We start from the raw sequence: 15,533 nt of genomic DNA, 5'->3' as shown, positions 1-15,533 counted from the left end.
TATTCAATTTTTATTTGAATTTGAAATTGATATGTTGACTTTGCTTATAAGGCCTAACTTGGTAAGCGATCCCCGAAGCGGTAAAATAATTGTTCTAAAAGCACTTAATGTCTTATATTTATGCATTATTGAAATAAAAAAAAACTAAAGTCATCGATCATGAAAAAATTACTATTCTTTTACTTTTTACTTTTAATGTCGATTCAATTGACTCGGGCGCAATCCTTTGAGTTCAAAGCCGACCAGATTGATATTCCATATGAAAGATTCGTTTTGCCCAACGGCCTTAAACTTTTGGTACATGAAGACCATAAGGCGCCTATTGTTGCGGTAAACGTCTGGTACCATGTAGGTTCAAAAAATGAAAAGCCGGGTAAGAGCGGTTTTGCACATTTGTTCGAACACTTGATGTTCAACGGTAGCGAAAATTTCAATGATGATTATTTTCAGGCCCTTGAACGTATTGGGGGCACCGATTTAAACGGAACGACCAATTCTGACCGTACCAATTACTTTCAGAACGTACCCGTTTCTGCATTGGATCAAGTTTTGTTTTTGGAGTCCGATCGCATGGGGCATTTATTGGGTGCCATCGATCAAGCAAAACTTGATGAGCAACGAGGGGTCGTACAAAATGAAAAACGACAAGGAGATAATCAACCTTATGGTAAACAATGGGATTATCTGACTTACGCCATGTACCCTAAAGGCCACCCGTATTCTTGGACGGTCATTGGTGAAATGGAAGACCTCAATGCTGCTTCGCTTGAAGATGTGCAAGACTGGTTCAAGTCGTATTATGGTGCCGCGAATGCCGTGGTCGCCGTGGCCGGAGATATCAATCCTCAAGAAGTTTACCAAAAGGTGCTCAAGTATTTCGGTGACATTCCTTCAGGGCCTACGGTCTCAAGACATGAGGTGAATGTTCCCGTACATAATGGGGACACTTATCAGGTCTATGAGGACAGGGTTCCAGAGGCGCGAATATTGTTTGCCTACAATACCCCTGAATTCGGGAATAGGGAAGATATACACTTTGATTTGATTTCCTCAATTTTGACCAGCGGAAAAAACTCAAGGTTATATAAGAGACTGGTCTATGAAGACCAGATCGCCAGTTCGGTGGTTTCCTTTCAGGCATCCAGCGAAATTGCCAGCAATTTTGTCACTTGGGCGAACGTAAAGCCGGGCGAAGATGTCGAAAGGGTACGGACCATTTTGGAGGAAGAAATCCAAAAACTTATTAATGAAGGGCCAACACAAGATGAACTCAAAAGGGTAAAGGCCGCCTATTTTTCCTCCTTCATTAAAGGATTGGAGCGTATCGGTGGTTTTGGCGGGGTATCCGATATTTTGGCCTCGAACGAAACTTATTTTGAAGATGCCTCTTATTACAAGACCGTATTGAAATATGTTGAAGATGCGACAATAGGCGATGTGCAGGCAACTGCCAAAAAATGGCTTTCCAAAGGCAAACACGTTTTATTGTGCAGGCCCTTTCCTGAGTACAGCGTAGAAGCAAGTACGGTCGATCGCTCGAAATTACCTGAATTGGGCCAGACCAAGACTTCGAAATTCCCGGAATTGGAGCGCGCCAAGCTATCCAATGGGCTGGATATTGTTTTGGCAAGACGAACGGGAGTGCCCACGGTCGTAATGAACCTAATGTTCGATGCGGGCTACAAGACCGATCATATTGCGGCCCCAGGAACGGCGAAGTTGGCCATGAATTTATTGGATGAAGGCACAAAGGAGCTTACCTCTTTGCAGATCAATGAAAGGTTACAGTTGCTCGGGGCCAGTCTTTCAACCTTTTCAAGCCTAGACAATTCCAACGTATATCTCAATACCTTAAAACCCAGCCTTGATGCGAGCATTGATTTATTCGCCGATGTGGTGTTGAACCCTTCCTTTCCCGAAAAAGAGTTTGATCGCTTAAAAAATGAACAGGTCAATTCGATAAAGCAAGAAAAGGCGCAACCGATATCGATGGCACTTCGGGTGATGAACAAATACCTTTATGGTGAAGGTCACCCTTATAGTAATCCATATACAGGAAGTGGTTATGAGGAAACCGTTGAAAAACTGTCAAAGAAGGACATCGAGAATTTCTATAACACTTGGATCAAACCCAATAATGCAACCCTTGTGGTTACCGGTGATATCGAAATGAACGATTTAAAGAATAAACTTGAAAAAGCTTTTGGTAAATGGAAAAAAGGAGATGTACCCACAATAGCGTTTACCAAACCGCAGGTTAATTCTAAAAACACGCTATACTTGATGGATCGGCCAGAATCGGAACAATCGGTGATCTTGGCGGGCCATTTGACAAAAAAGTATGGTGACGTAAATCAAGTGGCCTTGGAGCAAATGGTAAGTATCTTGGGCGGTGATTTTACCTCAAGAATCAATATGAATCTGCGCGAGGATAAGCATTGGGCGTATGGCGCAGGCGGATTTGTTATGGGTGCGAAGGCCGAAAGACCGTTTATTATGTATGCCCCTGTTCAAACCGATAAATCGGCCGAATCGGTAACCGAGCTACGTAAGGAAATATCGGAATTCATAACTTCGCGACCCGTGACCCAAGAAGAACTCGATAAGGTAAAGACCAATCAGATATTGAGCCTTCCGGGCCAGTGGGAAACCAATAGCTCGGTCAATAGTTCGCTGTCTAACATAGTTAATTACAATCTTCCCGATGACTATTATCAAAGTTATGATAGCAATGTTAGAAACCTTTCATTAAAAGATGTTCAAGAAGTTAGTAAAGAAGTGGTCAAACCTGATGCCGTCAATTGGTTCATGGTCGGGGATCGCGCAAAAATTGCGGAGAAACTTGACGGGCTTGGTTTTGACAATATTATCGAAATCGATGCCGATGGCAATCCAAAGGTTCCGGCCATAAAGCAACCCGATACCGATATCAAAAACTAATAGCAAAAATAAAAGCCCCGCATTGAGCGGGGCTTTTTAGTTCTATTTTTATCTGAGTTTCGGATAATCGTCAGGATTCGATTCGTGCATCATACCGTAGACTTTTTCAAAGATATCTTCTTCATTGGGCTTCGAAAAATAATCGCCATCCGAGCCATATGCCGGCCTATGTGGCTTTGCTGTAAGTGTTTGAGGAGCACTATCGAGAAATTGATACGCCCCTTGATTTTCAAGAATTTCGTGCATTAGGTAGGCTGAGCAGCCACCAGGCACATCCTCATCGATAATCAATAAGCGGTTCGTTTTTTGAACACTCTTTACGACATCATGTTTCAGGTCAAAAGGCAATAAAGTTTGTGCATCAATGACTTCTGCTTCAATACCTACTTCCCTCAACTGTTTTGACACTTTCATAACAATTCTCAATGTCGACCCATAAGAAAGTAAAGTAATGTCGGTACCGTCAATCAACTTTTCCACTACACCTATAGGGGTACGAAAAGCACCTAGATTGTCCGGCCTTTTTTCCTTTAGACGGTAACCGTTCAAACTTTCAATAACCAGTGCGGGTTCATCACTTTTGAGCAGGGTATTGTAGAAACCAGCGGCTTGCGTCATGTTTCGAGGCGCCAGAATATATATGCCCCTTAGCAAATGGATGAGCCCTCCCATTTGGGAACCCGAATGCCAAATGCCTTCCAGTCGGTGGCCCCGTGTACGAATTATGAGCGGGGCTTTTTGTTTTCCGCAGGTTCTATACCGTAATGTTGCCAAGTCATCGGTCAGTGTCGCCATGGCATAAAATATGTAATCAAGGTATTGAATTTCGGCAATTGGCCTAAGTCCACGTAAGGCGAGGCCTATGCCTTGACCTATTATTGTCGTTTCACGAATGCCGGTATCAGAAACACGGAGTTCACCATACTTTTTTTGTAGTCCTTCAAGACCTTGATTGACATCTCCGATGGCTCCGGTATCTTCACCGAAAACCATAAGGTTCGGGTGGTCTTCAAAGAGTTTGTCAAAATTATCGCGCAAAACGATCCGGCCGTCCACCTTTTCGGCGCCAGCATTGTATGTGGGTTTTATTTCCTCAATATTAACCGCCCTGTTGGGTTGCTCGCTGTAGAGGTCGGCACTGAATTTGGGTTGCATTTCAGCTAGAAAGGATTCCACCCATTTTTTCAGTTCTTCTTTCTCTGCCATTTCTTGGCCAAGAAGATACCTCAATGCCGTTCTTGCAGATTTTGCCAGATCTTTTTTTAACGGTTCTTCAATAGCGATCAAATCATTCTTTATCTGAAGAACAATACCCTTGTTTGCCGATTTATGCGCCGCCTTGTCAAGTATCGTGACAAGTTCTTTCTTTAGAAGTTTGTGATTTTCCAAAAATTCTGACCAAGCCTCCTTTTTGGCCAACCGTACTTCCTTGCTAATATTTTTTTCAATTGCCGCAAGCTCCTCTTCGTTAGAAATTCCCGATTCCAATATCCAGTCCCTAAAACGCTTGTTGCAATCATTTTCACGTTCCCACTCAAGGCGCTTATCACTTTTGTAACGCTCGTGGGACCCTGAAGTAGAATGTCCCTGAGGTTGGGTCAATTCGCGAACATGAACAATGACCGGAACATGTTCTTCGCGGGCAATATCCGAGGCATTTTCATAGGTATGCATTAATGCGGTGTAGTCCCATCCGTTTACCCTTAACAACTCGTATCCCTTATCATTCGCATCTCGTTGAAAACCACTGAGAATCTTTGAAATATCCTCTTTGGTCGTATGGTATTTAGCAGGGACGGAAATACCATATTCATCGTCCCAGATACTAATGACCATTGGTACTTGAAGCACCCCACCGGCATTCACGGTTTCGAGGAACATGCCCTCACTTGTACTGCCATTTCCGATAGTGCCCCAAGCTACCTCGTTTCCATTACGTGAAAAATTGGTGGCGTCGATGCCTTTAACGTGACGGTAGATTTTCGAAGCCTGCGCCAATCCTAATAGTCTTGGCATTTGACCTGCTGTACAAGAAATATCGGCACTACTGTTTTTTTGTTTGGTAAGATCTTTCCAATTACCATCATCATCAAGGCTGTAGGTCAAGAAATGGCCGCCCATTTGCCTGCCGCCGCTCATGGGTTCTTTTTCCATATCGGTAGTGGCATAAAGGCCATGGAAAAAATTCTTTGGAGTCAACAGCCCAAGAGCCATCATGAAAGTCTGGTCCCTATAATAGCCACTTCTAAAGTCGCCATTTTTGAAACAGCGGGCCATCGCCAATTGGGGCAGCTCCTTTCCATCACCAAAAATCCCAAATTTAGCCTTTCCGGTAAGTACTTCTTTTCTTCCAAGGAGACTGCAGGTTCGACTGATTACCACAATTTCGTAATCTTTTAGAATCTGCGATTTGAAATCATCAAACGAAATGTCGTTGCTGGTTTTGGAAGATACGTTCATTTACATTTTTGGGTTTCTGCAAAAGTACCGAATCAATAGGATTTTTACAACGTCAAAACCAATATACTTATTATAAAATCGTTAAAATAAACCTTATTCGATTCATTTTTTCATATAAAAATAACCTAAATAGCTTATTTTTTTACGAATACAACAATCGCTTAAAACCATTTTCTGGTAAAAAGCCCTATTAAGGTTTTTGGACTTACCGTTACGATAAACCTTATTTTTTCACCATAGTCTGGCTGAGCTACCTCCCAACCATTATTCGAATAAAGGGGAAAGTATAACTCGAAATAATCGGTAACAAGGTTCAAACGTACGCCCGAGTCATAGACGAATTTGCCATTTTCGCCCCGATTTTTTACATACCCCGCATCACCGTACAACTCAATCCACTTCCATAAATTGACACTTGTGTTGACCGTTGTCAACCAATCATTTGAGAATCGGTAGCGCTCATCCATGAACGATTTGAAACCACCTTCGGCAATTATGATCTGTTGACTATAGAGTCCTGAATCTTCCGAACGACCGAGATAATTGTAATCGAAGAGGTAATCGGTCGGTCTATCCAAGGCAAAGCTAAAAAAGTCGTCCTGTGTCTTGTTGCGCAAAAACTTACCGGCATAGAACCTTAAATTGAACTGACGGTTATTTTCGAACAGTTTGCGGTATTCGTACTCGAAAATCAGTTTGGAGAATTTGGAGGCGTACTGAAAGTCGACAAACCAAGAGCTGTAGTCCAGAATATGGTTGTGAACATTGTAATACCTGGCGTCAAAAACACTGTAATCAGGACTTTCGGGTGCCCTGCCCGCCGCCTTTAGGCTTTCATCCAAATTTCTGAAGATATTTATGTAGCGGAACGATAGTATCTGACGCTTGTTCGAAATAAGGTCTTCAGGCCGCCAGGCAAAACTGACCGACGGGGTAATGGTCGAATAGCGCGAATTGATGTCAAAATGAGATGTCGACCCGCGAATGCCATAATCGGCAAGGTAGAGACCTGATTTGCTCAAATATTTGCGATACGTAATTTTTCCGTACCCGACGAAAGACCTTTCCCTGAATGAATATGAAGGGGCCAAATCGTATATGAACGGTCGTTCAAGAAAAGTCTTATTATATAGGCGCATACCTGGTGCCCATCCATCATAGATATTGAAGTTTATGACGGGCACATAGAATATTTGATTGTAATACGGGTTTTCAGAGTCCCTAAAAAAAGTGAATTTCAATTTCTTGTTGCTCGAAAGAAAACCGCCCAAAGATTTCCAATTGTCCCTTTGATTGAACTCCGGAATCTTTTGGTCATAATTGAGAACCAGACGATCTTCACCATTGCGAGGAATGGTAAAAGTCTTCTCCCCATCCACATTTGTGAACCAATATTTTGAAATAACGGTATCGTTTTTGAGGCCGAACAGAGAAATCGGTACGACCGTACCCTCTTTATTTTTAAGGGTAACGGCAAGTGAATCCTCTGATTTTTCGACTTTCTTGATCTTATAATCTATTTTTCGATCCGTAAATACGTAATTGTTGAAATACCAATCAAGGTTCTGATTTGACGACCGTTTTATAATCGATTCGAAATCAATTACTTTAACACGGCTTAGCTTGTAAAATTCATAAAAGGTCTTGATGCCCTCGTCCACTTTTTCCTTGCCGATATAGCTTGCCAAATAAGAAAGCCCTAGCCCGGCCTTATATTTATTGGCAATTTTTTGGTTGAACCATACCAAAGAGTCGTTCGAAGTGGTCAATGGCTGGTCAAGATTTTTTCTTGCCATTAGCATGTATAAAAACGGATATTGTTCGTTAAAATCCATTTTAGCGAGGTTAAAGCCCCTTATTCCCCATATTTTAGATAGTTTTCCCAAGAGTTTTTGATCGGGATAATATTTTTCGACGAAGGCGATCATCAAGTAATTGGCAATGGCATCGTTTACCCATTGTTCCTTTCTCGGGTCCAGATAAATGCTTTCTTCCAGAATATTGATCAGCGCGGTTTTCAGAAATTTCATCTCAAATTGAAACCGCTCTTCATAAGGCCGTATGAAAGAGGGCAATTGATTGATTCCGTAAAGCGGATTTTTGTTATAGTCCAATTCGCTTACCAAAAGCTGTTGATGCGGATAAGCGCCTAGGTGTTCGCTAATAAACGCCGTGACGCGGTTGATCGAGATGTCTTTTGAGATCAAGTCATATTTGGCCGCTTGAATATTCGTGATAACGGTAATATCGGGTGTAATATGTGTTGTGAAATTTTGAATCGGTTGGATTATTATCTCACAATTCTTTTGTTTGACGCCCTCTAATTGAACCTCTTTGGCATTCGGTAGGGCGACATTGGAAAGAACCCGATAATTGGATGCCAAAAAGAGTTCTTGGGGATAGGTCAGGTTTATGGTCGTATTGGTAATGTCGGTATAAAGATCTTCCAAATTCTTGTTCGAGTAAAGATGCCAGACACCGTCATATACGGCCGGGGTTAGATACCAATCTTTTAAGTAATACTCATTATTATTGCCATAACCAAATGGAGTAAATTTATTTGATGGAAGCTTTACCGTGTAGGTTATAAAGAATTTAGCCGAACCTCTAGGCTGTAGGGGCTTGTTCAAATCGATTTTTATAATGTCCTTGTCTGTGACCCGGGTCAGTTTAAGGCCCCTGTAATCATCATCGACCGCACTTAAAATCTCGGTATGGCCGCGCTCATGGTCTCTTGCCAGGTGCAGACTTTTCTTAAATTCTTGTCCAAATCGTTTTGCAAGCCCCGTGTTTTTGTCCGAATAGGCATTTGCCCAATCATTGAAATACAGGGTTTCAAGAATGTCGTCGGTATTGTTCAAGTATTCGAATTCTTGCTGAATACTTATTTCCTTTGTTTCGCCATCCAAAGAGGCATTAATAATATTCTTGTGTTGCGCCGTTACGGACAGTAGACCGAACAAGAAGAACAGAATTCGGGCGACATCGTTCAAAAACACCTTCTTCATTCGCACAATATCGGTTAAAAATTCGGGCTCAGCGAGCGCCCTTTATAGAAAGAATCTATTATTTCGAGAACTTCATCCTCAGTATCTACAAGTTTGACTAGGTCAAGGTCATGCGGACTGATGTTTCCGGCTTCAAGCATGGTATTTTTCACCCAATCAAAAAGTCCTTTCCAAAAATCGGTGCCGACCAGTATGATGGGAAATTTTTCGATCTTGTTGGTCTGAATCAGGGTAATCGCCTCAAAAAGCTCATCAAGGGTACCAAAGCCGCCCGGCATGACCACGAAGCCCTGAGAGTATTTCACGAACATCACCTTTCTCACAAAAAAGTAATCAAAGTCAAGGCTCTTATCGGGATCTATGTATGGGTTGTCGTGTTGTTCGAAAGGAAGGTCTATGTTCAATCCGACCGAAGTTCCTCCGGCCAAATGTGCCCCTCTGTTACCTGCCTCCATAATACCGGGGCCGCCCCCTGTAATTACTCCGTATCCTGCTTCGGAAATCGTTTTGGCGATACTGACCGCCAATTCGTAGTATTTTTGGTTTTCTTGGGTTCGCGCCGAGCCAAAAATCGAAACACAGGGCCCGATGGCGCTCAAACGCTCATAACCATTGACGAATTCGCCCATGATTTTGAATATCGCCCATGAGTCATTGGTCTTGATCTCGTTCCAACCTTTATGATGCTGTTCTTTTCTCATTTAATTGATTCGTTGATATTGTTAATTGGTCGCAGCCTGTAAGGTGTTCTTGGATGATATGGACCCAAGTTCTTTCTTCAAAAATGCCGCCGTGTAACTCTTCTTGTCTTTGGCCACGACCTCGGGCGTGCCCTTGGCCACGACCATGCCCCCGCCACGGCCTCCCTCGTAGCCGATATCGATAATATAATCCATCATTTTGATGACATCCATATTGTGCTCGATCACCAGGACTGTATTGCCTTTGTCTACCAAACGGTTCAAAACTTCCATTAGTACCCTAATGTCCTCAAAATGAAGCCCCGTTGTAGGTTCATCGAGAATATAGAATGTATTTCCTGTATCCCGTTTTGATAGCTCGGTCGCCAATTTAATGCGTTGGGCCTCACCACCCGATAGCGTCGTCGATTGTTGTCCCAATGATATATAGCCGAGGCCGACATCTTGGATCGTCTTTAACTTACGATGGATTTTAGGGATGGCCTCAAAAAAATCGACGGCTTCATTGATCGTCATTTCCAAAACGTCGGCAATCGATTTGCCCTTATACCTTATTTCCAGTGTTTCCCGATTGAAACGTTTGCCATTACAGGTTTCACATTCAACATATACGTCGGGTAGAAAGTTCATTTCTATTACCCGGAGTCCTCCTCCTTGACACGTTTCACAGCGCCCGCCTTTCACGTTAAAGCTAAAGCGCCCGGGTTTATAGCCCCTTATGGCCGCTTCGGGCGTCTTGGTGAACAGCGCACGTATTTCACTGAAAACGCCGGTGTAGGTTGCGGGGTTCGATCTAGGTGTTCGCCCGATGGGCGATTGATTGATATCGATGACCTTGTCGATATGGTCCAATCCCGATATTTTTTTGTAGGGCATTGGTTTTTTTACGCCGTTAAAATAATGGGCGTTCATGATAGGGTAGAGGGTCTCGTTTATGAGGGTGGATTTGCCACTGCCGGAAACCCCGGTGACCCCGATCATTTGTCCCAATGGAAAATCAACGGTAATATTCTTTAAGTTGTTTCCCGTACAACCCGATAAGGTAATTTTGTGGCCATTGCCCTTTCTTCGTTCAATGGGCGTGGGAATCTCCTTTTTACCCGTGATATAATCTGCGGTAAGCGTACGATGTTCTTTTAACCTCTCCGGAGGCCCTTCCGAGATAATTTCACCACCATGACGACCAGCTTTGGGGCCGATATCTATCACGTGGTCGGCACGTTCTATCATATCGCGGTCATGTTCGACCACGATAACTGAATTGCCGATATTTCTCAGTGCTTCCAATGAAGCGATCAAACGATTGTTGTCACGCTGGTGAAGTCCGATGCTGGGTTCGTCGAGAATATAGAGTACACCGACCAATTGTGAACCGATTTGGGTCGCCAGCCTGATGCGTTGCGCCTCACCCCCGGAAAGTGACTTCGAACTTCGGTTCAAAGAGAGATAATCGAGCCCCACATCCAACAAAAATTGAATGCGTGCTGAAATTTCCTTGATAATTTCCTCGGCGATCAGTTTTTGATTTCCCTCAAGGTTCTGGTCGAGACCTTTAAAGAACAGGGCCAAATCGGCAATGTCAAGATGCGCCAGTTCTGCAATGTTCTTTTCATTGATCTTGAAATTCAACGATTCTTTTCGAAGACGAGACCCTTCGCAGGCCGGGCACACAATCTTGTCCATGTATTCTTTGGCCCATCGTTTTATCGAAGTAGAATCCGCTTCCTCGAACTGGCTCTTTATAAAGTTCGCGATACCTTCATAATCGATTTTATAGTTGCGTTTTACACCCAAAGTCTTCGATTCGACCTCAAAAGTATCGTGCCCCCCGTTTAAAAGAACTTGGATCGCCTCATCGGGAATTTTTGAAATAGGGTCGGTGAGTTCAAAACCATAACGTTGGGCGATGGTCTCGATCTGCTTGAAGGCCCATGATTTTTTGTATTCGCCTAAAGGGGCGATTCCCCCAGACTTTATGGAAAGTTTTTTGTTGGGAAAAATTTTGTTTTCATTGACCTCGTACACATGGCCAAGACCGTTGCAATGCGGACACATGCCCTTGGGTGAATTGAACGAAAAGGTATTGGGTTCGGGCGCAGGATACGAAATGCCCGTAGTGGGGCACATCAGGTCGCGACTGAAATAGCGTGGTTCTGTAGCGCCCTCTTCCAAGACCATGAGTACATTGTTGCCGCTGTACATGGCCGTATTGATGGTTTCGGTCAAACGTTTGTCCAACTCTTCCGAGGCCCCTATTTTCAAGCGGTCGATAACGATTTCGATATCATGGGTCTTGTATCGGTCGACTTTCATGCCTTTTACGATATCCTTGATCTCGCCGTCGATACGGACTTTTACAAAACCTTGTTTGCCGATTTGCTCGAAAAGCTCGCGATAATGTCCTTTTCTCGATTTGATGACAGGTGCCAGCACATTGATCTTCTTGTCGGCGTAGTCGGCCTTGATAAGTTCTTTGATCTGTTCATCATTATAACTGACCATTTTCTCGCCCGTATTAAAACTGTAGGCATCGCCCGCCCGCGCGAACAACAGTCTTAGAAAATCATAGATTTCGGTGATGGTGCCCACGGTCGATCGCGGGGATTTCGAAGTCGTTTTTTGTTCAATGGCGATCACTGGTGAGAGGCCATCGATCTTATCAACGTCAGGACGTTCCAGTCCGCCTAAAAACTGACGGGCATAGGCCGAAAAAGTTTCGATATACCTACGTTGGCCTTCGGCATAAATGGTATCGAAAGCAAGGGACGATTTTCCGCTTCCGGAAAGGCCGGTGATGACCACCAGTTTCTCCCTTGGAATCGTAACATCGATATTTTTGAGATTATGAACGCGAGCCCCTCGTACCTCAATATTTTCCTCGTAGTCTATCATTTTTCAAAGCAAGGATGCAAAAGTACGATTTTGACGAGTAAAATGGAACTGGCAGTTATTTATATATTCCGACATTAGGTAGCAACATTGCCACAATAGGATGGTACCTTCCATCTATTGGGTTTTAAAATCATACCGCTTCCTTCTTCTCGCTCAAATACTTCCAATAACGTTTTGGAACATGTTGCGTATGAAGCTTTTTGTTGATACGCGATTTGATATGGGTGCTTTTAAAATAGTTGTTCCATAAATCTTGATAATCATATTCTTGCGCGCCGAAAGCCGAACTTCTTTTGAGACTGTTCGAATATACCTCTTGAAGGTCCAATGAAATAATCTCCACACGTTCCAGATCGTAAAACAATCCGTATTTGCGCTTTACGTCATAGATGATCCATTGTTGGTCGGCGTAACGCGAACGAAAATGTTTTGAAATCAACGGCAGTACATCAAAATCAGGCTCGATAGTGGCAAAATAAACATCGTCTTTTGTCAATTGAAACCGCACAAAGGCTTCCATTCTATGTTTTTCACGACCTACACTTTTGGCCAGTTGACCAACTTTCAGGACAATGCCATCGGAATAATCGGAATGTCCGGAGGATGGCCCGGCGAACAATTTTCTAATGTAGCGATAGAGTAGGAGCTCTACCCCCTTGCTTTCGCTCATATAGGCGAAGTAGATGTTCTTGATCGCCGAACTGCTTTTGGCCTGAATACCGTTCCAGACCCGTTTTGCCTTTTCGATATTGGTAAAAATGGTTTCCGTGTCCGAAAACAGTCCGTTTTGGCTCACGGAGTTCTTTTGAATGTCGGAGACTTGGATTTTTTCTTCGAAAGCGACGAAAATGGCCGTTAAAAAGCCATTGAAACTTCCATCATAAATCAGAATCTTTGAATTGCTCATAATCAGGCGAATAATTTAAGTTGTGTGCTGTGTTCCTTTCTAAACTTCCCAACGGAATTCCCTAAAATCTTTCCCTTTATCGTTGATGCCTCCAAGTCACGATGTTCACATCGTGCCGAATCGCAGACCATAAAGTATTTGGCTCTGTTAAGGGCAACACCGATTTTTTTAAGGTGCTCCCAGCTCAGTTTACGAAAACGCCTTGCGCTTACAATTTTGTGAACGGACTGTATTCCTAATCCCGGTACTCTGGCCAGCATGGCCTTATCGGCCGTATTGACATCGATAGGAAAGAAATCGAGATTGCGCAATGCCCAACCGAGTTTGGGATCCACATCGATATCAAGATTGGGGTGACGGTCATTCAATAATTCCTTCACTTGAAACCCGTAGAACCTTAGCAACCAATCCGTTTGGTACAACCGGTTTTCACGAAGCATGGGCACCTGGCTACCCAAGGCGGGCAATCGCTCATCATCGGCAATGGGCACGTAACCCGAATAATATACCCGCTTCATTTGGTACTTTTTATAGTAATGTGTTGCCGAGTACATGATTTCCTTATCCGATTCGCCCGTAGCACCGATTATCATTTGGGTGCTTTGCCCCGCAGGGGCGAATTTGGGTGTGCTTTTGATAATCTTTCGTTCGGCCTTGAATTGAACGATCTCGTTCTTGACCTTCGCCATCGGCCTTATAAAATCTTCATGCTTTTTGTCGGGCGCCAATAATTTAAGGCCGGAAATAGTGGGGATTTCAATATTGATCGATAACCGATCGGCATATAATCCGGCCTTATACATTAATTCATCACTCGCCCCTGGAATCGATTTTAAATGGATATACCCATTAAAATGCTCCTCGGTACGCAGCTTTTTGGCGACCGCTACCAATCGCTCCATAGTATAGTCGGCACTTTTAAAGATGCCCGAACTCAAAAAAAGCCCTTCGATATAATTTCTGCGGTAAAAATTGATGGTCAGGTCGACGACTTCCTGAATTTTGAAGGCCGCCCTTTTGATATCATTACTTTTTCGTGTAACACAATAGGCACAGTCGAAAATGCAATAATTGGTCATCAAGATCTTTAAAAGCGATACGCAGCGCCCATCTTCGGTATAACTATGGCAGATGCCCACGCCCGAGCTATCGCCAAGCCCCTTGTTCGTATTCGTTCGTTTGCTCCCGCTGCTGGAACATGAAACATCGTATTTGGCGGCGTCGGCCAAGATGTTCAATTTTTCTTTTATTCTCTCGAAGGACATTTTATATTTTGTAATTAATCCAAAATTATGGAATAATTCCTAATTATGGAAATATTCCAAATAATATTTTGGAAATAATCCATAATTTGTATATTTGAAGTATGGAAAATGAATTGACGCTCAAGCGTTTTACCGACATACGGCGCGAACTGGGATATACCCAGGCCGAATTCGCCAAATTATTGGGTATCTCGAATACCACTGCCGATATCGAAAGGGGGCGCACAAAATTATCGGGCAAGGTCGTTGCGGAACTTTTGAGGCAGTTTAAGATCAATCCGTTATGGTTGTTCGGTGAAAGTGAGGAACAATATTTGGAAACTTCAAAAACGAGTGTTATACCCAAGGTGGTCACGGTCGATTCTTCGGACCAGGACAATATGGTACTCGTCAATGCGAAAGCTGCGGCGGGTTATCCGCAGAACATACAAGATGCCAGTTGGTACAAACAACTGCCGGCCTTTGACCTGCCCATACCCGAGTTTCGAAATGCCACATATCGAGGTTTTCAGGTTGAAGGCGACAGTATGCTTCCCAATTTAAGGCCAGGGGAATGGGTATTGGCGCGGGCGGTCGAACATATCGACGATGTAAACCCCAATAAAATGTATGTCGTGGTCTTACAGGATGCGGTACTCGTCAAGAAAATCGAAAAACGCCCGAATTCGAACAATATCACCTTGGTCTCCTTGAACGAAACCTATCCTCCCTATGAAATAAAACCCTTCCAGATTCAGGAAATATGGCAGGTCAGTAGCAAGATTACTTTCGGGGAAGACGCGACCACAGAAAAAGGGTTGTTGAAGCAACTTCAAGAGTCTATGGACGAGTTAAAGAAACAGTTTAACAAACAACAGGCAAGTTAGTTTAAAATCAATCGATAAAGTCCGCTATCTTTTAATTGAAATCCTAAGCTTTTGTACAGATTGATGGCCGGTGTTCGATGATGGCCCGAGAATAACAATACTTCGTCCAGTTTTTTGTTCTTGGCCGATTCCAGCAGTTTTTCCATGAGTTTTCTACCAATTCCCTGCCCCCTGTGTTTTACATCCACTACGACATCCTCGATCATGCCCTTATGGCCTGAAATGACTTTGTACGTCGCCATCAATGCGATTCCGGCCACTTGACCTTCCGATTTGCAAATGGCAAAAACCAAGCTGTCACCATCTTCGACCAATTGTTTTAAAGGGAGTTGTTTTAAATTGGAATTCAATTGATTGTACAATGCTGTAATGCTTGTTTGAAGCGATTCGTCAACTTGGTCTTTTGTTAAAATGCTAATGGTCATAAAGAATACTTTTTTATAAAGTTCACCTGAGCTCGAATAACCGGCTAATATGTTATTCTAGTTTTTAAT

Annotated in this window: 9 protein-coding genes; 2 read left to right on the top strand and 7 right to left on the bottom strand. The window is 43.2% G+C overall.

What is annotated here, in order from left to right; genetic code table 11:
• The first annotated feature begins 159 nt into the window (after positions 1–159).
• Entirely contained in the window at positions 160–2,940 is a 2,781-nt protein-coding gene (locus ACEZ3G_RS10840; protein ID WP_432425508.1) for a M16 family metallopeptidase, read from the top strand.
• A gap of 48 nt (positions 2,941–2,988) precedes the next feature.
• Here ACEZ3G_RS10840 and ACEZ3G_RS10835 read toward each other — a convergent pair whose 3' ends face one another.
• The 6 genes from ACEZ3G_RS10835 to ACEZ3G_RS10810 all read right to left on the bottom strand — a co-directional run bounded on the left by ACEZ3G_RS10835 (position 2,989) and on the right by ACEZ3G_RS10810 (position 14,173).
• Positions 2,989–5,400, bottom strand: a complete 2,412-nt coding sequence (locus tag ACEZ3G_RS10835) for an alpha-ketoacid dehydrogenase subunit alpha/beta (RefSeq protein WP_432425507.1) — start codon at positions 5,398–5,400, stop codon at positions 2,989–2,991.
• 161 nt (positions 5,401–5,561) lie between these two features.
• Positions 5,562–8,408 (bottom strand): metalloprotease, encoded by a 2,847-nt coding sequence (locus tag ACEZ3G_RS10830; protein ID WP_432425506.1) that lies wholly within the window; start codon positions 8,406–8,408, stop codon positions 5,562–5,564.
• A gap of 14 nt (positions 8,409–8,422) precedes the next feature.
• Positions 8,423–9,109 carry an LOG family protein gene (locus ACEZ3G_RS10825; RefSeq protein WP_432425505.1) on the bottom strand — a complete coding sequence of 229 codons (687 nt, stop codon included), beginning with the start codon at positions 9,107–9,109 and terminating at the stop codon, positions 8,423–8,425.
• A gap of 21 nt (positions 9,110–9,130) precedes the next feature.
• The gene (gene uvrA, locus ACEZ3G_RS10820) at positions 9,131–12,001 is read right to left on the bottom strand and encodes an excinuclease ABC subunit UvrA (RefSeq protein ID WP_432425504.1); all 2,871 of its coding nucleotides are present in this window, start codon (positions 11,999–12,001) and stop codon (positions 9,131–9,133) included.
• A gap of 130 nt (positions 12,002–12,131) precedes the next feature.
• A complete protein-coding gene (locus ACEZ3G_RS10815; protein WP_432425503.1) occupies positions 12,132–12,908 on the bottom strand; it encodes a TIGR03915 family putative DNA repair protein in 777 nt (258 codons plus the stop codon).
• A 2-nt stretch (positions 12,909–12,910) separates the two neighbouring features.
• A complete protein-coding gene (locus ACEZ3G_RS10810; RefSeq protein ID WP_432425502.1) occupies positions 12,911–14,173 on the bottom strand; it encodes a putative DNA modification/repair radical SAM protein in 1,263 nt (420 codons plus the stop codon).
• 101 nt (positions 14,174–14,274) lie between these two features.
• Between ACEZ3G_RS10810 and ACEZ3G_RS10805 the strand changes: the two genes are divergently transcribed.
• The gene (locus ACEZ3G_RS10805; RefSeq protein ID WP_432425501.1) at positions 14,275–15,039 is read left to right on the top strand and encodes an XRE family transcriptional regulator; all 765 of its coding nucleotides are present in this window, start codon (positions 14,275–14,277) and stop codon (positions 15,037–15,039) included.
• Here ACEZ3G_RS10805 and ACEZ3G_RS10800 read toward each other — a convergent pair.
• Complete coding sequence (locus tag ACEZ3G_RS10800; RefSeq protein WP_432425500.1) at positions 15,036–15,464, bottom strand: GNAT family N-acetyltransferase; 429 nt, start codon at positions 15,462–15,464, stop codon at positions 15,036–15,038. The two genes, ACEZ3G_RS10805 and ACEZ3G_RS10800, sit on opposite strands and share 4 nt — an antisense overlap.
• Positions 15,465–15,533: the final 69 nt, after the last annotated feature.

It is taken from the genome of Meishania litoralis, assembly GCF_042611095.1.
Classification (GTDB): domain Bacteria; phylum Bacteroidota; class Bacteroidia; order Flavobacteriales; family Flavobacteriaceae; genus Meishania; species Meishania litoralis.
This window is presented reverse-complemented; position numbering and strand designations above follow the sequence as displayed.

Excerpts from the sequence above, each read along its gene's own strand:
- ACEZ3G_RS10840 (WP_432425508.1), top strand. The coding sequence starts at position 160 with ATGAAAAAATTACTATTCTTTTACTTTTTACTTTTAATGTCGATTCAA.
- ACEZ3G_RS10835 (WP_432425507.1), bottom strand. The coding sequence starts at position 5,400 with ATGAACGTATCTTCCAAAACCAGCAACGACATTTCGTTTGATGATTTC.
- ACEZ3G_RS10830 (WP_432425506.1), bottom strand. The coding sequence starts at position 8,408 with ATGAAGAAGGTGTTTTTGAACGATGTCGCCCGAATTCTGTTCTTCTTG.
- ACEZ3G_RS10825 (WP_432425505.1), bottom strand. The coding sequence starts at position 9,109 with ATGAGAAAAGAACAGCATCATAAAGGTTGGAACGAGATCAAGACCAAT.
- uvrA (WP_432425504.1), bottom strand. The coding sequence starts at position 12,001 with ATGATAGACTACGAGGAAAATATTGAGGTACGAGGGGCTCGCGTTCAT.
- ACEZ3G_RS10815 (WP_432425503.1), bottom strand. The coding sequence starts at position 12,908 with ATGAGCAATTCAAAGATTCTGATTTATGATGGAAGTTTCAATGGCTTT.
- ACEZ3G_RS10810 (WP_432425502.1), bottom strand. The coding sequence starts at position 14,173 with ATGTCCTTCGAGAGAATAAAAGAAAAATTGAACATCTTGGCCGACGCC.
- ACEZ3G_RS10805 (WP_432425501.1), top strand. The coding sequence starts at position 14,275 with ATGGAAAATGAATTGACGCTCAAGCGTTTTACCGACATACGGCGCGAA.
- ACEZ3G_RS10800 (WP_432425500.1), bottom strand. The coding sequence starts at position 15,464 with ATGACCATTAGCATTTTAACAAAAGACCAAGTTGACGAATCGCTTCAA.